At 66.3% G+C, this 19,179-nt stretch carries 19 protein-coding genes; 5 read left to right on the top strand and 14 right to left on the bottom strand.

The genetic code is table 11. The annotated features are described in order from the left end of the window. Positions 1-87 precede the first annotated feature (87 nt). Both PI86_RS03575 and PI86_RS03570 read left to right on the top strand, forming a co-directional pair. Complete coding sequence (locus tag PI86_RS03575) at positions 88-1,887, top strand: M61 family metallopeptidase (RefSeq protein ID WP_039318803.1); 1,800 nt, start codon at positions 88-90, stop codon at positions 1,885-1,887. A gap of 152 nt (positions 1,888-2,039) precedes the next feature. Continuing rightward, on the top strand, positions 2,040-2,636 hold the full coding sequence (locus PI86_RS03570; RefSeq protein ID WP_039318802.1) for an FMN-dependent NADH-azoreductase: 597 nt from the start codon (positions 2,040-2,042) through the stop codon (positions 2,634-2,636). A 111-nt stretch (positions 2,637-2,747) separates the two neighbouring features. Here PI86_RS03570 and PI86_RS03565 read toward each other — a convergent pair whose 3' ends face one another. The 8 genes from PI86_RS03565 to rpe all read right to left on the bottom strand — a co-directional run bounded on the left by PI86_RS03565 (position 2,748) and on the right by rpe (position 10,064). Next, the gene (locus tag PI86_RS03565) at positions 2,748-3,653 is read right to left on the bottom strand and encodes a uracil-DNA glycosylase (RefSeq protein WP_039318799.1); all 906 of its coding nucleotides are present in this window, start codon (positions 3,651-3,653) and stop codon (positions 2,748-2,750) included. 13 nt (positions 3,654-3,666) lie between these two features. Further along, positions 3,667-4,293, bottom strand: coding sequence for a CYTH domain-containing protein (locus tag PI86_RS03560; protein ID WP_039318797.1), 627 nt, complete (start codon positions 4,291-4,293; stop codon positions 3,667-3,669). Further along, positions 4,293-5,078 carry an indole-3-glycerol phosphate synthase TrpC gene (gene trpC / locus PI86_RS03555; RefSeq protein ID WP_039318795.1) on the bottom strand — a complete coding sequence of 262 codons (786 nt, stop codon included), beginning with the start codon at positions 5,076-5,078 and terminating at the stop codon, positions 4,293-4,295. The genes PI86_RS03560 and trpC overlap by 1 nt, the downstream gene beginning before the upstream one ends. 29 nt (positions 5,079-5,107) lie before the next feature. Further along, the gene (trpD, locus tag PI86_RS03550; protein WP_039318793.1) at positions 5,108-6,139 is read right to left on the bottom strand and encodes an anthranilate phosphoribosyltransferase; all 1,032 of its coding nucleotides are present in this window, start codon (positions 6,137-6,139) and stop codon (positions 5,108-5,110) included. 13 nt (positions 6,140-6,152) lie between these two features. Then, positions 6,153-6,752, bottom strand: coding sequence for an aminodeoxychorismate/anthranilate synthase component II (locus PI86_RS03545; RefSeq protein WP_039318791.1), 600 nt, complete (start codon positions 6,750-6,752; stop codon positions 6,153-6,155). 13 nt (positions 6,753-6,765) lie between these two features. Beyond that, positions 6,766-8,259, bottom strand: a complete 1,494-nt coding sequence (trpE, locus tag PI86_RS03540) for an anthranilate synthase component I (protein WP_039318790.1) — start codon at positions 8,257-8,259, stop codon at positions 6,766-6,768. A gap of 358 nt (positions 8,260-8,617) precedes the next feature. Then, positions 8,618-9,373, bottom strand: coding sequence for a phosphoglycolate phosphatase (locus tag PI86_RS03535; RefSeq protein ID WP_039318788.1), 756 nt, complete (start codon positions 9,371-9,373; stop codon positions 8,618-8,620). A gap of 4 nt (positions 9,374-9,377) precedes the next feature. Continuing rightward, positions 9,378-10,064, bottom strand: coding sequence for a ribulose-phosphate 3-epimerase (gene rpe, locus PI86_RS03530; protein WP_011883156.1), 687 nt, complete (start codon positions 10,062-10,064; stop codon positions 9,378-9,380). Positions 10,065-10,240: 176 nt separating this feature from the next. Here rpe and apaG point away from each other — a divergent pair, with 176 nt between their 5' ends. After that, positions 10,241-10,615, top strand: a complete 375-nt coding sequence (gene apaG / locus PI86_RS03525) for a Co2+/Mg2+ efflux protein ApaG (protein ID WP_039318825.1) — start codon at positions 10,241-10,243, stop codon at positions 10,613-10,615. Positions 10,616-10,629: 14 nt separating this feature from the next. Here the strand turns inward: apaG and PI86_RS17610 are convergent, their stop codons facing one another. Next, positions 10,630-10,773 carry a hypothetical protein gene (locus tag PI86_RS17610; RefSeq protein WP_235362679.1) on the bottom strand — a complete coding sequence of 48 codons (144 nt, stop codon included), beginning with the start codon at positions 10,771-10,773 and terminating at the stop codon, positions 10,630-10,632. 28 nt (positions 10,774-10,801) lie between these two features. Here PI86_RS17610 and mltA point away from each other — a divergent pair, with 28 nt between their 5' ends. Continuing rightward, positions 10,802-11,926: a murein transglycosylase A gene (mltA, locus tag PI86_RS03520; protein WP_235362678.1), complete on the top strand. Its 1,125-nt coding sequence runs from the start codon at positions 10,802-10,804 to the stop codon at positions 11,924-11,926. Positions 11,927-12,066: 140 nt separating this feature from the next. On the opposite strand, the gene paaK is transcribed toward mltA, so the two are convergent. From paaK to paaN, 5 genes are all read right to left on the bottom strand, one after another. Then, a complete protein-coding gene (gene paaK, locus PI86_RS03515; RefSeq protein ID WP_039318783.1) occupies positions 12,067-13,365 on the bottom strand; it encodes a phenylacetate--CoA ligase PaaK in 1,299 nt (432 codons plus the stop codon). Between the two features lie 38 nt (positions 13,366-13,403). Further along, entirely contained in the window at positions 13,404-13,856 is a 453-nt protein-coding gene (paaI, locus tag PI86_RS03510) for a hydroxyphenylacetyl-CoA thioesterase PaaI (RefSeq protein WP_039318781.1), read from the bottom strand. A gap of 1 nt (position 13,857) precedes the next feature. Next, positions 13,858-14,649 (bottom strand): 2-(1,2-epoxy-1,2-dihydrophenyl)acetyl-CoA isomerase PaaG, encoded by a 792-nt coding sequence (gene paaG, locus PI86_RS03505; protein ID WP_039318779.1) that lies wholly within the window; start codon positions 14,647-14,649, stop codon positions 13,858-13,860. A 45-nt stretch (positions 14,650-14,694) separates the two neighbouring features. Continuing rightward, positions 14,695-15,897, bottom strand: a complete 1,203-nt coding sequence (gene pcaF, locus PI86_RS03500; RefSeq protein ID WP_039318778.1) for a 3-oxoadipyl-CoA thiolase — start codon at positions 15,895-15,897, stop codon at positions 14,695-14,697. Positions 15,898-15,984: 87 nt separating this feature from the next. Beyond that, on the bottom strand, positions 15,985-17,691 hold the full coding sequence (paaN, locus tag PI86_RS03495; RefSeq protein WP_039318776.1) for a phenylacetic acid degradation protein PaaN: 1,707 nt from the start codon (positions 17,689-17,691) through the stop codon (positions 15,985-15,987). Between the two features lie 129 nt (positions 17,692-17,820). On the opposite strand from paaN, the gene PI86_RS03490 reads away from it, so the two are divergent. Beyond that, positions 17,821-18,597, top strand: a complete 777-nt coding sequence (locus PI86_RS03490) for an enoyl-CoA hydratase (RefSeq protein ID WP_039318774.1) — start codon at positions 17,821-17,823, stop codon at positions 18,595-18,597. Positions 18,598-19,179: the final 582 nt, after the last annotated feature.

Below are 19,179 nucleotides of genomic sequence, written 5' to 3'. Positions count from 1 at the left end.
GGCCAGCGAGGGGCGCCCGCGGTATCTGCCGGCGCCTCTCTTCGTTTCCGCCGCCGTATTTCGTCCGATTTTCGACCGATTGCCACGATGACCCAGCCGATCCGTTATTCGATTGTCCCGAAAGATCTTGCCGCGCACCTGTTCGAAGTGTCGGTGACGGTCGCCGACCCCGATCCCGAAGGCCAGCGCTTCGCGCTGCCGGTATGGATTCCGGGCAGCTATCTCGTGCGCGAGTTCGCGCGCAACATCGTGACGCTCGCCGCGTTCAACGACGCGGGCCGCAAGGTGCGGATCGCGAAAACCGACAAGAACACGTGGCAGGCCGCGCCGGTGAACGGCGCGTTGACGCTGCGCTACGACGTGTACGCATGGGACCTGTCGGTCCGCTCCGCGTATCTCGACGACTCGGGCGGCTTCTTCAACGCCACGGCCGTATTCTTGAGCGTCGCCGGCCGCGAGGATGCGCCGTGCGAAGTCGACATTTCGAAACCGGCAGGCCCGGCGTTCCGCACGTGGCGCGTCGGCACCTCGCTGCCCGAGGCGCGCGGTACCAAGCGCTATGGCTTCGGCGCGTATCGCGCATCGAACTATGACGAGCTCGCCGACCATCCGGTGACGCTCGGCGAATTCGCGCTGGCGACGTTCGACGCGCACGGCGTGCCGCACGACATCGTGATCGCCGGGCGCGTGACGCAGCTCGACCTCGAGCGGCTGCGCACCGACCTGAAGCGCGTGTGCGAAGCGCAGATCGCGCTGTTCGAGCCGAAATCGAAGAAGGCGCCGATGGACCGCTACGTGTTCATGACGCTCGCGGTCAGCGACGGCTACGGCGGCCTCGAGCATCGGGCGTCGACCGCGCTGATCTGCAACCGCACCGATCTGCCGGTGAAGGGGCGGCCGGAAACCACGGAAGGCTATCGCACCTATCTCGGCCTGTGCAGCCACGAATACTTCCATACGTGGAACGTGAAGCGCATCAAGCCGGCCGCGTTCGTGCCGTACGACCTCGCGCGGGAAAACTACACGTCGCTGCTGTGGCTGTTCGAGGGCTTCACGTCGTATTACGACGACCTGATGCTCGTGCGCAGCGGGCTGATGTCGCAGGACGAATATTTCGCGGCGCTCGGCCGCACGGTCGGCGGCGTGCTGCGCGGCACGGGGCGCCTGAAGCAGAGCGTCGCGGAAAGCTCGTTCGACGCGTGGATCAAGTATTACCGTCAGGACGAGAACGCGACCAACGCGATCGTCAGCTACTACACGAAGGGTTCGCTCGTCGCGCTCGCGTTCGATCTCGCGATTCGTGCGCAGACGCGCAACCGCAAGTCGCTCGACGACGTGATGCGTCTGCTGTGGCAGCGCTACGGCCGCGATTTCTATCGCGGCAAGCAGGCGGGCGTCGCGGAAGACGAGGTCGAGACGCTGATCGAGGAAGCGACGGGCGTCGCGCTCGGCAGGCTGTTCGCCGACGCCGTGCATGGCACGCGCGACCTGCCGCTCGCCGAGCTGCTTGCGCCGTTCGGCGTGACACTCGCGCCCGAAGTCGCGTCCGGCGCGGCCGCGAAGCCGACCATCGGCGCGCGCCTGCGCGGCGGCGCGGACTGCACGCTGGCGGCGGTCTACGAAGGCGGCGGCGCGCATCGCGCGGGGCTGTCGGCCGGCGACACGCTGATCGCGCTCGACGGGCTGCGCGTCACCGGCTCGAACCTGGACTCTCTGCTCGCACGCTACCGGCCGGGCGACAAGGTCGAGGTGCACGCATTCCGCCGCGACGAACTGCGGACCGCGAAGTTGAAGCTGGACGGGCCGGAAGTCGCACGCTACCGGCTGACGGCGGCCGCAAAGCCGGCCGCCGCGCACAAGGCCCGGGAAGCCTGGCTGAAGGGCTGAGCGCGGGAGCGGGGAGCGGGTTACGGGGCGCGATCGAGGATTGTTCTGCTATTGCAACAATCCGTCGCCGTGAACCCGCTTTTTCGCGGCGCTGCGGACACGCACAATGGCTTCACTCGCGCTACCGAAGCGCAGCCAAACTGGAGCCTGACATGACGACCATTCTGCAAATCAATTCCGCTGCGCGTTCGCAAGGTGCGCAATCCACGCTGCTGGCCAACGAACTGACGGCAAAGCTGCAACAATCGAACCCCGGTGCGAAGGTTGTGGTTCGCGACCTGCTGGCCGATGCACTGCCGCACCTCGATGAATCGGTGCTCGGCGCATTCTTCACGCCGGCCGACCAGCGTACCGCGGAGCAGAATGCGATCGTCGCCAAGAGCGATGCACTGATCGCCGAACTGCAAGCCGCCGACATCGTCGTGATCGGCGCACCGATGTACAACTTCGGCGTCTCGTCGCAACTGAAGTCGTATTTCGACTGGATCGCACGTGCCGGCGTCACGTTCCGCTATACCGAGAACGGTCCGGAAGGCCTGATCAAGGGCAAGAAGGTTCACGTGGTGACGGCCCGCGGCGGCAAGTACCTGGGTACGCCGAACGACAGCCAGACGCCGTACCTGCGCTCGTTCCTCGGCTTCATCGGCCTGACCGACGTGAACTTCATCCACGCTGAAGGCCTGAACCTCGGGCCGGATGCACAGAGCGCCGCGCTCGCCGGCGCACGCGAAGCGATCGCTGCCGCGTAAGGCCGGCGCGGGTGCATCGCACCCGCTGCCTCGTCCGATGAAAAAACGCCGCGTCCCGAAAGGGGCGCGGCGTTTTTGCATGGCGGGACGAAAGCGGGAAGCGGAACGCGGTTACGCGAGCGTCTCGGCCACCTCCGGCAGGCGCCAGTCGATCGGCTGGCGGCCCGCGTCGACCAGATAGTCGTTCGCGAGCGCGAAGTGACGGCAACCGAGGAAGCCGCGGTGAGCAGACAGCGGCGACGGATGCGGTGCCTCGAGCACGCAGTGCGCGTTCGCATCGAACAGTGCGCGCTTCGCCTGCGCATGCGCGCCCCACAGCATGAACACGAGCCCGCGATGGCGGCTGGCCAGTTCGCGGATCAGCGTGTCCGTGCATTGTTCCCAGCCGCGCTTCGCGTGGCTCGCGGCCGCGCCGCGCTCGACCGTCAGCACGGTGTTGAGCAGCAGCACGCCCTGGCGTGCCCAGGTGTCGAGGCAGCCGTGACGCGGCGTGTCGTGGCCGAAATTCGCGGCGATTTCCTTGAAGATGTTGCGCAGCGACGGCGGCGTGCGGACGGCCGGCGGCACCGAGAATGCCAGGCCGTGCGCTTGCGGCGTGCCGCGGTCGTCGCCGTGGTACGGGTCCTGGCCGAGGATCACGATCTTCACGTCGTCCGGGCTCGTCAGGCGCAGCGCGCGGAACACGTCGGTCGGGTAGACCGTCTTGCCGGCCGCGCGTTCGTCGTCGACGAAGCGGCACAGCGGCGCGTAGGCGTCGCTGTCGGTGAAGGGCTTCAGCACGTCGCGCCAGACGGCCGGCAGCGCGTCGAATTGTGCGGCCAGATGCGGGACGTCCGCGGCAACGGGCTGCGGCGCGGCGGAAGCCGGGGCGGCTGCCGCGGCCTTCTTCGCGGGTTTGCGCCCGGATGCGGCCGGCACGGGCGCCGGAGCGGGAACATCGTCCAGCGCCGTTTCCGGCACGGGATCGTCGAACAGCGACGCCTGCTGCGGCGTGCGGAGAGTCTTGCGGGTTGCCATGCGTGATGCGTGTTTATTGCGCGCGCAGCCGGTAGCCGCGCTGCGCCTTGCTGATGTTTTCGGGGGCGAGGCCCGGCAGCGCTTGCTGCAGTTCGGTGGCGAGCGTCGCGAGCGCCGCTTCCGGGCCGTCGATCAGTTCGAGTTCGATTTCGCTGATCGGTTCGCGGCGCGTGTCGTTTTCCGCCTGGACGATGATCTCGCCGACGTCCACCGCGGCCTCGACGGTTGCGCCGCCGATTGCGATGCGCCACAGCGTACGCGAAAAATCCGTCCGGAACAGCGCGTGCAGCGCGGGCGCCGCGTCGCGCAGTGCGACGGCCGCGTCCGGCACGTCGCACGCGGCGACGAGTGCATCGATTTCGAGCGCATCGCCGGTGACGGGCAGTTCCCATTCATGGCGGCGATGCAGGCCGGCTTCCGCGCTGCCGACCGTCTTGAAGGTCTGCAGCCAGCCGTGCGGCGTGCGTCGCACGCGCACCGCGCTCTTCGAGCGGGCCAGCGCGAGATCGGGCGTGTCGTAGTAGACGTTCGCGAGCGTGATGACGTCGCCGGCTTCGCCGGTCAGCGTCGCGAAAAAGCGCCGCGCGGCATCGGCCTGGCCGGCCGGCAGCGCGAGCTTGATTTCCTTTTCGATCGCCATCAGAAGAACATCCGCGCGAGTTCCTCGCCCGGCTGGTCGGCGCGCATGAACGCCTCGCCGACGAGGAACGCGTTCACGTTCGCCGCGCGCATCGTGTCGACGTCGATGCGCGACAGGATACCCGACTCGGTCACGACCATGCGGTCCGGCGGAATCATGTCGAGCATGTCGAGCGTGGTCTGGATCGTCGTCTCGAACGTGCGCAGGTTGCGGTTGTTGATGCCGAGCAGCGGCGTCTTCAGCGTCAGTGCCTGTTCCATCTCGTTGCGGTCGTGCACTTCGACCAGCACCGCGAGGCCGAGCGAGTGCGCATACGCCTCGAGGTCCTGCATCAGCGGCGTGTCGAGCGCGGCCGCGATCAGCAGGATCGCGTCGGCGCCCATCGCGCGCGCTTCGAGGATCTGGTACGCATCGACGATGAAGTCCTTGCGCAGCACCGGCAGCGTGCAGGCCGCGCGTGCTTCCTCGAGATAGCGGACGCTGCCCTGGAAGAACTGCTCGTCGGTCAGCACCGACAGGCACGCGGCACCGTGGGCTGCATACGAGCGCGCGATGTCGGCCGGCACGAAATGCTCGCGCAGCACGCCCTTCGACGGGCTGGCCTTCTTCACTTCGGCGATCACCGCCGCGTTGCCGGCCGCTTGCTTCGCGCGCAGCGCGCCGACGAAGTCGCGCAGGTCACGCGCGGACGCTTCCAGTTTCAGTGCCTCGAGCGGCGTGCTGAGCATGGCCGCCGCGATTTCTTCGCGCTTGACGGCGATGATTCGGTCGAGAATGTCGCTCATGTGGGTTCCTGCTTGATTCGTAAGGGGAGTCAGCGCTTGAACTGCTGCGTGAAGCGCACGAGTTCGTCGACTTTCGCGCGTGCCTTGCCGCTCGCGATCGCTTCGCGGGCGAGCTGGATGCCGTCCGCGATCGATTCGGCGATATTGGCCGCATAGAGCGCGGTGCCCGCGTTCAGCGTGACGATCTCGCGTGCGACGCCCGGCTGGTTGTCCAGCGCGCCGAGCAGCATCGTGCGCGATTCCTCGGCATTTTCCACCTTCAGCGTGCGGTTCGACACCATCTGCAGGCCGAAGTCCTCCGGATGGATCTCGTATTCGTGCACCTTGCCGTCGCGCAATTCGCCGACAAGCGTAGCGGCGCCGAGCGACACTTCATCCATCCCGTCCTTGCCGTACACCACCAGCACGTGCTGCGCGCCGAGACGCTGCATCACGCGCACCTGGATGCCGACGAGGTCGGGGTGGAACACGCCCATCAGCTGGTTCGGCGCACCGGCCGGATTGGTCAGCGGGCCGAGGATGTTGAAGATCGTCCGTACGCCAAGCTCGCGGCGCACGGCCGCGATGTTCTTCATCGCCGGATGATGGTTCGGCGCGAACATGAAGCCCATGCCGGTTTCGGCGATCGACGCCGCAACCTGGTCGGGCTGCAGGTCGATGTTCACGCCGAGCGCCTCGAGCACGTCGGCGCTGCCGGACTTGCTCGATACGCCGCGGTTGCCGTGCTTCGCGACCTTCGCGCCGGCCGCCGCCGTGATGAACATCGACGCGGTCGAGATGTTGAACGTGTGCGCGCCGTCGCCGCCCGTGCCGACGATGTCGACGAAGTTCGAGTTGTCCTGCACCTCGACGTGGTTCGCGAATTCGCGCATCACGGTCGCGGCGGCGGCGATCTCGCCGATCGTCTCCTTCTTCACGCGCAGCCCGGTGATGATCGCGGCCGCCATCACGGGCGACATGTCGCCGCGCATGATGAGCCGCATCAGGTGCAGCATCTCGTCGTGGAAGATTTCGCGGTGCTCGATCGTGCGCTGCAGCGCTTCCTGCGGGGTAATCGTCATCGTGCGTCTCCCGTCAGGCAGCCGGCGCGGCCGCACGGGCCGCTGCGCGATGCTGCTTCAGGAAATTCTCGAGCAGCGCGTGGCCGTGCTCGGACAGAATCGATTCCGGGTGGAACTGCACGCCCTCGATCGGCAGCGTCTTGTGACGCACGCCCATGATCTCGCCGTCGTCGGTCCAGGCGGACACCTCGAGGCAGTCGGGCAGCGATTCGCGTTCGATCGCGAGCGAGTGGTAGCGCGTGACGTCAAAATGCTTCGGCAGGTCGGCGAAGACGCCGCGGCAATCCGTTTCGATCCGGCTCACCTTGCCGTGCATGATGGTTTTCGCGCGCACGACGCGGCCGCCGAACGCTTCGCCGATCGCCTGGTGGCCGAGGCAGACGCCGAGGATCGGCTTCTTGCCCGCGAATTCGCGCAGCACGTCGAGCGTGATGCCCGCATGCTGCGGGTTGCTCGGGCCCGGCGACAGGCAGATGGTGTCGGGATTCAGGCGCGCGATGTCGTCGAGCGTGATTTCGTCGTTGCGGTACGTGCGCACGTCCTCGCCCAGTTCGCCGAAGTACTGGACCAGGTTGTAGGTGAACGAGTCGTAGTTGTCGATCATGAGCAGCATGGTCAGTCTCCGGTCAGAAGTCGCTATCGAGGCCGTCCTGGACCTGTTCGGCTGCACGCAGCACCGCGCGCGCCTTGTTCTCGGTCTCTTGCCATTCGGATTCGGGCACCGAGTCGGCGACGACGCCGGCCGCCGCTTGCACATACAGGTTGCCGTTGTGGATCAGGCCCGTGCGGATCGCGATCGCGAGATCCATCTCGCCCGAGAACGACAGGTAGCCGACGGCGCCGCCGTACAGCCCGCGCTTGATCGGCTCGAGTTCGTCGATCAGTTCCATCGCGCGCACCTTCGGCGCGCCGGACAGCGTGCCGGCCGGGAACGTCGCGCGCAGCACGTCGTAGTTCGTCATGCCGGGCTTCAGCTTGCCTTCGACCGAGCTGACGATGTGCTGCACGTGCGAGTACTTCTCGATCACCATCTTGTCGGTCACCTGCACCGAGCCGATTTCCGCGATGCGGCCGACGTCGTTGCGCGCGAGGTCGATCAGCATCACGTGCTCGGCGATTTCCTTCGGATCGTTCAGCAGTTCGGTCGCGAGTTCGGCGTCGCGCTCGGGCGTGTTGCCGCGCGGGCGCGTGCCGGCGAGCGGGCGGATCGTGACGATCTGGTCTTCACCGCGCTTTTCCTGGCGCACCAGGATTTCCGGCGACGCGCCGACCACATGGAAATCGCCGAAGTTGTAGTAATACATGTACGGCGACGGATTCAGCGAACGCAGCGCGCGATACAGCGACAGCGGATTGTCGCGGTACGGCTTCGTCAGCCGCTGGCCGACCTGGATCTGCATCAGTTCGCCGGCCGCGATGTACTCCTTCGCCTGGCGCACGGCGGCGAGGTAGTCGTCCTTCTTGAACTCGCGGAACGTCTCGGTGCGCACGCTCGACGACGTCACGGGCGGCTGCACGGTCGTGCGCAGGCGCTGCTTCAGTTCGCGCAGGCGCTGCTTCGCCTTCGTGTAGGCCTCGGGCTGGGCCGGGTCCGCGTAGATGATCAGGTAGAGCTTGCCGGCGAGGTTGTCGATCACCGCGACTTCCTCGGTGAGCAGCAACTGGATGTCGGGCAGGCCGAGATCGTCGCGCGGTGCCGTGTTCGCGAGCTTCTTCTCGATGTAGCGCACCGCGTCGTAGCCGAAATAACCGGCGAGGCCGCCGCAGAAGCGCGGCAGGCCCGGGCGCTGCGCGACCTTGAAGCGCGCCTGGAACGACTCGATGAATTGGAACGGGTCGCCGTCGTGCGTCTCGACCACCTGACCGTCGCGCACCACTTCGGACACGCCGTTGCGGGTGCGCACCAGCGTGCGGGCGGGCAGGCCGATGAACGAATAGCGGCCGAAGCGTTCGCCGCCGACCACCGATTCGAGCAGGAACGAGTTGGCGCCCGCGCGTTCAGGCTGGGCCAGCTTCAGGTAGAGGGACAGCGGCGTTTCGAGGTCGGCGAGCGCTTCCGCGATCAGCGGGATGCGGTTGTAGCCTTCGTTCGCAAGCGATTGGAATTCGAGTTCGGTCATGTTCCGGTCCTGTTCGGGACGAGCGGCGGCGTGCGCCAGGGATCACTTGACGCTGCGCGGGCTGCCGTCGGCGAAAGGGCGGTCGATCGAGAAGTGCCTGTTGCCGGCCGGCATACCGGGCGTGAACGTCGCGAGCCTGCGGCCGATCCTGAACGCAAGCGTTCGGGCGCGGTAGAACTCGAGGTGGTGCGACGATCGGCGCGCGGATGCGCAGCGAGATAAAAAACGGCGCTGAAGACGAGCCTCAGCGTACCTCATCGAAGAGGTTAGCGCGACCAGCGACGCCAGGGCCAGGCTCCCCGGTCGATGCTGCTCAGACTCCGTTTTTTATTCAGAAACATGCGGATGGAAGAAATAATCAGATGGTTGGCCGGCCGGCGTTGTGCGCGGTGATCGCGCGGGCTGCGACCAGCAACGAATCGACTATACCATCCGAATTTATCGTTTGTATAGCTTTGCCGTGGTTGTAGCCGTACGGCACCGTCAGCGTCGCCATCCCTGCCGCGCGGCCCGCCAGCGCGTCGTTTTCCGAGTCGCCGATCGCGACCGCCGCGTCCGGCGCGACGCCGAGCGCATCGCAGGCCGTCAGCATCGGCAGCGGATCGGGTTTCTTGCGCGCGACGCTGTCGCCGCCGAGCACGATGCCGAAGCGATCGATCAGCCCGTATTGCTCGAGCAGCTCGACCGCGAAGCGGTGCGGCTTGTTCGTCACGCATGCGAGCCGGATGCCGGCCGAGCGCAACGCGTCGAGACCGGCTGCGACCTCGGGATAGAGGCGCGTATGGTGGCCGTTGATCTTCGCGTATTCGGACTGGTAGATCGCGAGCGCGTCGTCGAAGCGCGCGTGCGCTTCGTCGGGCGTGAAGCGCGGCTTCAGCACGCTCTGGATCAGATGCTCGGAGCCCTTGCCGACGTAGCCGATCACCTCGTCGCGCGATGTGGCCGGCGCGCCGAGCTGCGCGAGCATCCCGTTCAGCCCGGCCGTGAAATCGTCGGCCGTGTCGACCATCGTGCCGTCGAGATCGATCAGCGCCGCGTCGATGCGCGGCGTCGCAAAACGGATCGGGCCGTCGGCTGTAGCCGGTGCGTGACCGGCAAGCGAGGAGTCGGCCACGGCGTCAGCTCCGCTCGACAGTGGCGAGCGCGGCGCGCATTTCGTCGATCACCTTGCGGTAGTCGGGTTTGCCGAAGATCGCCGAACCCGCGACGAAGGTGTCCGCGCCGGCCGCTGCGATTTCCGCGATATTGTCGGTTTTCACGCCACCATCCACCTCGAGCAGAATCTCGCGGCCGGTGCGCTCGGTGTACGCGTCGATGCGGGCGCGCGCTTCGCGCAGCTTGTTCAGCGTTTCCGGAATGAACGACTGGCCGCCGAAGCCAGGGTTCACCGACATCAGCAGCACGAAGTCGAGGCGGTCCATCACGTGATCGAGATAGTTCAGCGGCGTGGCCGGATTGAACACGAGGCCGGCCTTGCAGCCGTGATCGCGAATCAGCGACAGCGTACGATCGATGTGGTCCGAGCCTTCCGGGTGGAAACTGATCAGGTTCGCGCCGGCTTTCGCGAAATCGGGCACGATCCGGTCGACCGGGCGCACCATCAGGTGCACGTCGATCGGCACCTGCACGTGCGGGCGGATCGCCTCGCAGACGAGCGGGCCGATCGTCAGGTTCGGCACATAATGGTTGTCCATCACGTCGAAGTGAATCCAGTCGGCGCCGGCGGCGACTACATTGCGGACTTCTTCGCCGAGCCGTGCAAAGTCGGCCGACAGGATGCTGGGAGCGATGCGGAATTGAGTCATGACAGGGGAGCGGGGACGCTGCGGCGCAAAACCGCCATTCTACCGTCCGGCGACCGGTGCGCGGCGACGAGCCGTGCGGTTGCGGCCCGATTCCGCATAGAATGCCGAACCAATGCGGCGCGCCCGCGGCCTGGCCGCTCGAGTCGGCGCGGGCGGTTACCTACAGCGGAAACACCATGAGTCAGTATCAGTTCACCGTTTCGGTGAAAACCAGCTACTTGCCGGAACAATCCGACCCCGATCAACGTCAATACGCATTCGCGTACACGCTGACGATCCGCAATACCGGGCAGGTCGCGGCGCAGCTGATCGCGCGTCACTGGATCATCACGGACAGCGACAACCACGTGCAGGAAGTGAAGGGGCTCGGCGTCGTCGGGCACCAGCCGCTACTGCAGCCGGGCGAACAGTTCGAATACACGAGCTGGGCCGTGATCGCGACGCCGGTCGGCACGATGCGTGGCGCGTACTTCTGCGTGGCGGAGGACGGCGAGCGGTTCGACGCGCCGGTCGACGAGTTTGCGTTGCACATGCCGCGCACGCTGCATTGAGCGTGCGGAGCGGGTCAGCGCGGCTGGCGGTCGTTGTTGCGGGCGTGCTTCTTCCTGCCCGACGACGTCCACGCGACGATGAAGATCAGCAGGGCAAGCGCTACGAAAGCTTCGAGCGCGAAGATGAGCATCGGATATTGGTCGAGAAAATCTGACATGGCGGTTTCCATCAAGAACGGACATTGTATGTGGTTTGGGCCCCGGGTGGCCGGCTGGGGCGCGGCGGCCGCGGCGGCGGCGCTGCTTGCCGCGTGCGGCGGCGCGCCGACGCGGACGTCGACGCTCAAGCCGCCGACCGGCGCGGCGATCGTGCCGGGGCAGGTCGCCGCGAAGCGGCTCACGCCGGTCGCGTGGCAGCAGGTGCCGGGCTGGCAGGACGATGCGCTGATCGGCGCGACGGCCGCGCTGCGGCAGAACTGCGTGCGGCTCGCGCGTCAGCCGGCGTGGCAGCGTGCCTGCGCGGCCGCCGACCGCCTCGACGAGCTCGACGTCAGCAGCGCGCGCGCGTTCTTCGAAGCGTATTTCACGCCGTTTCAGCTGGCGAACACCGACGGCACGCTCGACGGGCTCGTGACCGGTTATTACGAGCCGCTGCTGCACGGCTCCCGCGTGCGTCGCGGTCCTTACCAGTACGCGCTGTACCGCTGGCCGGCCGGCTATCGCACGGGTGCCGCGCTGCCCGCTCGCTCGCAGCTCGAGCGCGCCGGCATCCTGAACGGCAACGAACTCGTGTGGGTCGACGATCCGATCGAGGCGTTCTTCCTGCAGGTGCAGGGTTCGGGCCGCGTGCTGCTCGACGACGGTTCGGTGATGCGGGTCGGGTTCGGCGGCACCAACAACCAGCCGTACCGGTCGATCGGCAAGTGGCTGCTCGATCGCGGCGAGCTGACGCCCGCCCAGGCGACGATGCAGGGCATCAAGGCGTGGGCGAAGGCGAACCCGAACCGCGTCGACGCGTTGCTCGACACGAATCCGCGCTTCGTGTTCTTCCGCGACATGCCGACGAAGGAAGATGCACCGCACGGCGGCGCGGACGGCCCGATCGGCGCGCTCGGCGTGCCGCTCACGCCGGAGCGTTCGATCGCGGTCGATCCGTCGTCGATTCCGCTCGGCACGCCCGTGTTCCTGCAGACTACGCGTCCGCTGACGAATACGCCGATGAACCGGCTCGTGTTCGCGCAGGATACGGGTTCCGCGATCAGGGGCGGCGTGCGGGCCGACTACTTCTGGGGACTCGGCGACGACGCCGGCGACCAGGCCGGGCGGATGAAGCAGATCGGCCGGATGTGGCTGCTGTTCCCGAATTCGTAAAGGGTCGAGGTGCCGGCGCACGCGTGCAGCCGGCGCGTCAAAACGAAACAGCCCGATCGGTGTTCGCCGGTTGGGCTGTTTTTTTGGGGGGGGCGCGCGCCGCATGGCTGTTCCGCGCGGCCGTCGTGCAGCGGCGGGTATCAGCCCTTGCGTTTGTCCACGACGCGGCGTGCCTTGCCGACCGAGCGTTCGATCCCGTTCACGGGCAGCACGTTGATCACGGCGGTCACGCCGATCAGCGACTTGATGTCGTGTGCGAGCGCCTGGCTGGCCGCGCGGATCGCCGCCGTGTCGGGGGCCGTTTCGGGACACGGCTCGACGTTGAGCGTCAGCACGTCGAGCGGACCTTCCTTCGTCAGCACGATCTGATAGTGCGGGGCGAGCGCGCGCTGCTTCAGCAGTTGTTCCTCGATCTGCGTCGGGAATACGTTGACGCCCCGCACGATCATCATGTCATCCGATCGGCCGGTGATCTTTTCCATCCGGCGCATCGTGCGGGCGGTACCGGGCAGCAGGCGCGTGAGGTCGCGGGTCCGGTAGCGGATGATCGGCAGCGCCTCCTTCGTCAGCGATGTGAAGACCAGCTCGCCGAGTTCGCCGTCCGGAAGGACTTCGCCGGTCTCGGGGTCGATGATCTCCGGGTAGAAGTAGTCTTCCCAGATGGTCGGGCCGTCCTTGGTCTCGACGCATTCCGACGCGACGCCGGGCCCCATCACTTCGGACAGCCCATAGATGTCGACTGCGTCGATCCCCATCCGCTGTTCGATCGCGACGCGCATGTCGTTGGTCCAGGGTTCGGCGCCGAAGATGCCGATACGCAGCGAGCATTGTGCGGGGTCGAGGCCCTGGCGCTCGATCTCGTCGGCGATCGACAGCATGTAGCTCGGCGTGACCATGATGATGTCGGGCCGGAAGTCCTGGATCAGCTGCACCTGCTTCTCGGTCTGGCCGCCGCCGAACGGGATCACGGTCAGCCCCGCGCGTTCCGCGCCGTAGTGTGCGCCGAGCCCGCCGGTGAACAACCCGTAGCCGTAGCTGACGTGTACCTTGTCGCCACGCCGCGCGCCGGCCGCGCGGATCGAGCGCGCGACCAGATTCGCCCACGTGTCGATGTCGCGCGCCGTATAGCCGACGACGGTCGGTTTGCCGGTCGTGCCCGACGACGCGTGAATGCGCGAGATCTGATCCTGCGGGACAGCGAACATCCCGAACGGGTAGCTGTCGCGCAGGTCGCTCTTGGTCGTGAACGGGAAGCGCGACAGGTCGGCGAGCGTCTTCAGGTCGTCGGGGTGTACACCCGCTTCGTCGAATTTGCGGCGATAGACGGGGGAGTGTTCATACGCATGCCGGAGCGACCACTTCAGGCGTTCGAGCTGCAGCGCGGTCAGCTCGTCGCGTGAGGCGGTCTCGATCGGCTCGAGCGGTAGCGGGGTAGTCATGCCTGTCTCCAGTGTTTGTTATGAGCGAGCCGTTGATGTCAGCGGCCTTCCGGAAGGACCGTGCCTTTGATCTGGGTCGATCTACCGCGAAACATCGCGACCGTTTCGCCTCGCTGGTTCGTGACGCGGATGTCGTAGATGCCGTGCCGGCCGCTGCGCGTCTGCTCGATCGCCTCGGCCGTCAGCAAGTCGTTGCCGTACACGGGACGCAGGTATTCGATCGAGCAGCCGGCCGCAACGGCATTCAGGTTGTACGAGTTGCATGCGAACGCGAACGTCGAATCGGCGAGCGTGAAGATGATGCCGCCGTGGCAGGTCTGGTGCCCGTTCAGGAATTCCGGCCTCACACGCATCTGCAGCCGTGCGTAGCCGGCACGCACCTCGGCGATTTCCATGCCGAACGCGCGACTGCACGCGTCAGCGTCGTACATGGCCCGCGCGGTGGCGCGGGCGAGCGAATCGGGGTCGAGCGTGTCGGTGGCGGTCGTCATGTCAATGCCCCTCGAAACGCGGCGCGCGCTTCTCGATGAATGCCCTGACGCCTTCCGCGTAGTCGTGTGACTGGCCAAGCTTGCGCTGCAGGTCGCGTTCCAGGTCGAGTTGCTGGTCGAGCGTGTGCGTGACGCTGTCGCGCATCGACTGCTTGATCGACGCGATCGCGAGCGTCGGCTGCTGCGCGAGCTGGTTCGCGAGCTGACGTGCCGACGCGGCGAGCGCGTCGTCGTCGACCGCGCGCCAGATCAAGCCCCATTGTTCGGCCTGTTCGGCGCCAAGCTTGTCGCCGGTCAAGGCGAGCCCCAGCGCGCGCGCCATGCCAACGCGTTGCGGCAGGAACCATGTGCCGCCCGAATCGGGCACGAGCCCGATCTTCACGAACGCCTGGATGAAACTGCTCGAGCGCGCGGCGAACACGAGATCGCAGGCGAGCGCGAGGTTCGCGCCGGCGCCGGCCGCCGTGCCGTTGACAGCGGCGATTACCGGAATCGGCATGCGTTGGAGGCGGCGGATCAGCGGATTGAAATGCTCGTCGATCAGTGTGCCGAGATCCGTGGACGCGCCCGGCGTGAAGTCGAGGTCGGCCAGGTCCTGGCCCGCGCAGAAGCCGCGCCCGGCACCCGTCAGGATCAGCGCCCGTGCGCCGGCCGCTTCCACTTCATCGAGTGCCGACTGCAGTTCGCGGTGCATCGCGCGTGTGAAGCTGTTGAGCTTGTCCGGGCGGTTGAGGGTGATCGTGGCCACGCGGGCCGCCTGATCGATATCCAGCTGGATCGCCTGATATGACATGCAGTGTCTCCTTCATGACTTCGTTATAGGCGCGCGGCGCGTCGGCTACACGCGTTCGATGGCGAGTGCGATGCCTTGGCCGACGCCGATGCACATCGTACAAAGCGCAAAGCGGCCGCCCGTACGCTCGAGTTGGTGAAGCGCCGTGGTCACGAGCCGGGCGCCCGATGCACCGAGCGGGTGGCCCAGCGCGATCGCACCGCCGTTCGGGTTCACGCGCGGATCGTCGTCTGCGACGCCGAGCATGCGCAGCACCGCAAGGCCCTGCGACGCGAACGCTTCGTTCAGCTCGATCACGTCGAACTGGTCGATCGACATGCCGAGCTGGCGCAGCAGCTTCTGCGCGGCCGGCGCCGGGCCGATGCCCATCACGCGCGGCTCGACGCCGGCAGTCGCCATGCCGATGACGCGTGCGCGGCGGCGCAGCCGATATTGATCGGCGGCTTCCGCGTTGGCGAGGAGCAGCGCGCATGCACCGTCGTTGACGCCCGACGCGTTGCCGGCCGTCACCGAGCCGTCCGGACGCACGACACCCTTCAGCTTCGCAAGCGCTTCGAGGGAGGTCTCGCGCGGATGCTCGTCGCGCGACACGACCAGCGCGTCGCCTTTCTTCTGCGCAATCGTGACCGGGACGATTTCCGCGGCGAGCGTGCCGTCCTGCTGCGCACGCGCGGCCTTCTGCTGGCTGCGCAGCGCGAACAGATCCTGGTCGGCACGGCTGATGTTGTAGTCGACTGCGACGTTCTCGGCCGTCTCCGGCATCGAATCGACGCCATGCAGCTGTTTCATCAGCGGATTGACGAAGCGCCAGCCGATCGTCGTGTCGAAAATGTCGGCCTGACGGGCGAATGCGCTGGCGGCCTTGCCCATCACGAAGGGCGCGCGCGTCATGCTTTCGACGCCGCCCGCGATCATCAAACGTGCCTCGCCTGCCTTGATCGCGCGTGCGGCCGAGCCGACCGCGTCCATGCCCGAGCCGCACAGCCGGTTCAGCGTCGTGCCCGGCACGGCGGTCGGCAGGCCCGCCAGCAGCGCGGACATGCGCGCGACGTTGCGGTTGTCCTCGCCGGCCTGGTTCGCGCAGCCGTAGATCACGTCATCGATCGCCGACCAGTCGACGTCGCGGTTGCGTTCGATCAGCGCCTTGAGCGGCACCGCACCGAGATCGTCGGCTCGAACGTCTTTCAGGGCGCCGCCGTAGCGGCCGATGGGGGTGCGAATCGCGTCGCAGATGTAGGCGTCTGTCATGGGCGTATCGATGTGCAACGAACCCGCCGGTTGGCGGATTCGTTCATGGTAGAGAACGTGGCGGCGTTTGCACGTCGGCCATTCGGGTTATGCCGTCTGGCCAGCTTCCGCGGGCGCTGCCTTCGGCGCAACATGGACTCGGCTTTGCACCACGCGGAACCGGTTGGCGACGAACGCCGGGTCGGCCAGCGCCGCGTTGGCTGCCGGGTTTGCACCGGTGCCGTGGAAGTCGGAGAACGCGGCCGACTGATTGACGAACACCCCGCCCGTCAGGTTGATCGACAGCGCGACGCCGCCACGCACCGCGGCATCGTGTGCAGCGTCGAGGGTCTGGTCGTCGGTGCTGTAGACGGAGAGCGTCAGCGCGCCATGCTCCGCGGCGATTTCGCCGGCGAGATCGAGCGACTGTGCGGTCGAGTCGGTCGCGATCACGAACGAGATCGGGCCGAACCACTCCTGCGTGAATTTCGCGCGGTCGGCCACGTCGAGCTGCAGCACGAGCGGCGTGCGCACGCGTGCGTCGGGGAACGCCGGGTGCTGGAGCGTCTGGCTGTCGGCGAGCACGCGGCCGAGCTTGCGGGCGTCGTCGATGCGTGCGGTCACGCCGTCGTTCTGGATCGCGCCGATCAGTTCGACCGAGCGCGCCGGGTCGCTGGTGAGCTTCTGTACGGAGACGGCGATCGCCTGGGCGACTTCGTCGAAGCTCGCATGGCCATCCGCCGTCCGGATGCCGTCGCGCGGCACGTAGATATTCTGCGGTGCCGTGCACATCTGGCCGGAGTACAGCGCCAGCGAGAATGCGATGTTCTTGGCAGCGGCCTTCAGGTCGTCGGTCGAGTCGATTACGATCTGGTTGACGCCCGCCTTCTCCGTATACACCTGTGCCTGATGGGCATGGCGTTCGAGCCACGTGCCGTTTTGCGTGCTGCCGGTGAAGTCGATCAGCTTGATTTCAGGGCGCAACGCGAGGTCCTGCACGAGCGCGCCGTCGTTCGGTTCGGTCGCGAGGAGCGTGACGACGTTCGGATCGAAGCCGGCTTCGCGCAGCACGTCGCGCGCGATGCGGACCGTGATCGCGAGCGGCAGGATCGCGCCCGGGTGCGGTTTGACGATCACGGTGTTGCCGGTCGCCAGGTCGGCGAACAGGCCGGGGTAGCCGTTCCAGGTCGGGAACGTGCAGCAGCCGAGCACGAGGCCGGTGCCGCGCGGGACGACCGTATAGCGCTTGTGCATCGCGAGCGGCGGGTTCTTGCCCTGCGGCTTTTCCCAGTGCGCATCGGCGGGGATGCGGCGCAGTTCGTCCCATGCATAGGCGACCGCTTCGAGCGCACGATCCTGCGCGTGCGGGCCGCCGGCCTGGAACGCCATCATGAACGCCTGGCCCGTGGTGTGCATCACGCTGTAGGCAATCTCGAAGCTCGCGCGGTTCAGGCGCGCGAGGATTTCGAGGCTGACGCCGATCCAGGCGCTCGGGCCGGCTTCGCGCCACGCGCGCTGAGCGGCGGCGGCCGCGGCAATCAGCTCGTCGGGCGTCGATTTCGGATAGCGGATGCCCAGCGCGATCCCGTACGGCGACTGCTCCGCGCCGACGGTTCCGCCGGATGCCGGCTGGTCGAGTGCGAACGTGCTGTCGAGGTGAGCCTTGAACGCGGCTTCGCCATCGGCGTTGGCGCTTTCCCCGTACACTTTGGGACTCGGCATTTCCGCGAACGGGCTCCAGTACCCGCGGCTCTCGATGGCGGCGAGGGCGTGTTTCAGCGTGTCTTCGTGCTTCGTGAACAGTGCATGGGTCATGACGGCGGCCTGATGGACGTTGAGAAGGGTTGGATCGATTAATTAACCGACCGGTTGGTCGGAGAATGGTAGCATCAAACTATTCGCATGTGCGAGGCGTTTCTCATTTCATTGATCGAGGAGAAATAGATGTCTTACGAGAACATCCTGGTGGAGACCCGTGGGCGAGTCGGGCTGGTCACGCTGAACCGTCCGAAGGCGCTGAACGCGCTGAACGATGCGCTGATGGATGAATTGGGCACTGCGCTGAAAGCGTTCGACGCGGACGACGATATCGGCGCGATCGTCGTGACGGGCAGCGAAAAGGCGTTCGCGGCCGGGGCCGACATCGGCATGATGGCGACCTATTCCTATATGGATGTCTACCGCGGCGACTACATCACGCGTAACTGGGAGACCATCCGCGAGATCCGCAAGCCGATCATTGCCGCCGTGTCGGGCTTTGCGCTCGGTGGTGGCTGCGAACTCGCGATGATGTGCGACATCATCTTCGCGGCAGATACGGCCAAGTTCGGCCAGCCCGAAATCAAGCTGGGCGTCATGCCGGGCGCGGGCGGCACGCAACGCCTGCCGCGCGCGGTATCGAAGGCGAAGGCCATGGACATGTGCCTGACCGCGCGCTTCATGGACGCGGCCGAGGCGGAGCGAGCCGGGCTCGTGTCGCGCGTGCTGCCGGCCGACAAGTTGCTCGACGAAGCGATTGCCGCTGCGACGACGATTGCCGAGTTTTCGCTGCCGGCGGTCATGATGGTCAAGGAGTCGGTGAACCGCGCATACGAGACGACGCTGGCCGAAGGCGTTCATTTCGAGCGTCGACTGTTCCATTCGCTGTTTGCGACGGAGGACCAGAAGGAGGGGATGGCGGCATTCGTCGAGAAGCGGAAGCCGGTGTTCAAGAACCGCTGATTCGGCGGCGACGGGCGGGGCCTGGCGAGCGACTGGCATCGGTCGCCGGGGTGATCGTCCGATGCAACGAGCCCAAAGCCCCCGTGCGCGGCAGCGCACGGGGGCTTTTTCAAAATATTTTCACAAAGGGGCTTGCGGAGACGGGGCAGGGTGCTTAGAATCACGCCTCTTTCGCGCTAACGGAAACGCAGCGCGGGAGGGAAGGGAAGCGGTGCTGTCGGGGTTGGTGGTAGAGGCCCAGGCGCACACGAAGTTGAACCCCAGCCGTCGCAACGAAGTAGTTAAAAAAGTTGTTGACGAGTTGAAAAAGACGGTTCATAATCTCGCTTCTCTGCTGCTGAAAACGCAGCGCTGCTGAGAAACACGAAGTTCCTCGCAGAAATGCTCTTTAAAAATTAACAGCCGATAAGTGTGGGCGCTTGATGGACGCGAGCTGATCTTCGGATCAGATAGCGAAAGTATCAAGAGTCTCACACTAAAGTAAGTCAGGTTTATGAAGCAATTCATATTCCTGTCAGCTTTGAGTGAGCGACCGGTTCTTAACCGAACCGAAAACAGTAACAGGTTTAAACTGAAGAGTTT

This window comes from Burkholderia sp. A9 (assembly GCF_000801975.1).
Note: the sequence above shows the minus strand (reverse complement) of the source record. Positions and strands in the feature narration are given on the sequence as shown.

Bases quoted from the DNA above. Each gene is read 5' to 3' on its own strand.
- PI86_RS03575 (WP_039318803.1), top strand. From the start codon at position 88: ATGACCCAGCCGATCCGTTATTCGATTGTCCCGAAAGATCTTGCCGCG.
- PI86_RS03570 (WP_039318802.1), top strand. From the start codon at position 2,040: ATGACGACCATTCTGCAAATCAATTCCGCTGCGCGTTCGCAAGGTGCG.
- PI86_RS03565 (WP_039318799.1), bottom strand. From the start codon at position 3,653: ATGGCAACCCGCAAGACTCTCCGCACGCCGCAGCAGGCGTCGCTGTTC.
- PI86_RS03560 (WP_039318797.1), bottom strand. From the start codon at position 4,293: ATGGCGATCGAAAAGGAAATCAAGCTCGCGCTGCCGGCCGGCCAGGCC.
- trpC (WP_039318795.1), bottom strand. From the start codon at position 5,078: ATGAGCGACATTCTCGACCGAATCATCGCCGTCAAGCGCGAAGAAATC.
- trpD (WP_039318793.1), bottom strand. From the start codon at position 6,139: ATGACGATTACCCCGCAGGAAGCGCTGCAGCGCACGATCGAGCACCGC.
- PI86_RS03545 (WP_039318791.1), bottom strand. From the start codon at position 6,752: ATGCTGCTCATGATCGACAACTACGACTCGTTCACCTACAACCTGGTC.
- trpE (WP_039318790.1), bottom strand. From the start codon at position 8,259: ATGACCGAACTCGAATTCCAATCGCTTGCGAACGAAGGCTACAACCGC.
- rpe (WP_011883156.1), bottom strand. From the start codon at position 10,064: ATGACTCAATTCCGCATCGCTCCCAGCATCCTGTCGGCCGACTTTGCA.
- apaG (WP_039318825.1), top strand. From the start codon at position 10,241: ATGAGTCAGTATCAGTTCACCGTTTCGGTGAAAACCAGCTACTTGCCG.
- PI86_RS17610 (WP_235362679.1), bottom strand. From the start codon at position 10,773: ATGTCAGATTTTCTCGACCAATATCCGATGCTCATCTTCGCGCTCGAA.
- mltA (WP_235362678.1), top strand. From the start codon at position 10,802: ATGTGGTTTGGGCCCCGGGTGGCCGGCTGGGGCGCGGCGGCCGCGGCG.
- paaK (WP_039318783.1), bottom strand. From the start codon at position 13,365: ATGACTACCCCGCTACCGCTCGAGCCGATCGAGACCGCCTCACGCGAC.
- paaI (WP_039318781.1), bottom strand. From the start codon at position 13,856: ATGACGACCGCCACCGACACGCTCGACCCCGATTCGCTCGCCCGCGCC.
- paaG (WP_039318779.1), bottom strand. From the start codon at position 14,649: ATGTCATATCAGGCGATCCAGCTGGATATCGATCAGGCGGCCCGCGTG.
- pcaF (WP_039318778.1), bottom strand. From the start codon at position 15,897: ATGACAGACGCCTACATCTGCGACGCGATTCGCACCCCCATCGGCCGC.
- paaN (WP_039318776.1), bottom strand. From the start codon at position 17,691: ATGACCCATGCACTGTTCACGAAGCACGAAGACACGCTGAAACACGCC.
- PI86_RS03490 (WP_039318774.1), top strand. From the start codon at position 17,821: ATGTCTTACGAGAACATCCTGGTGGAGACCCGTGGGCGAGTCGGGCTG.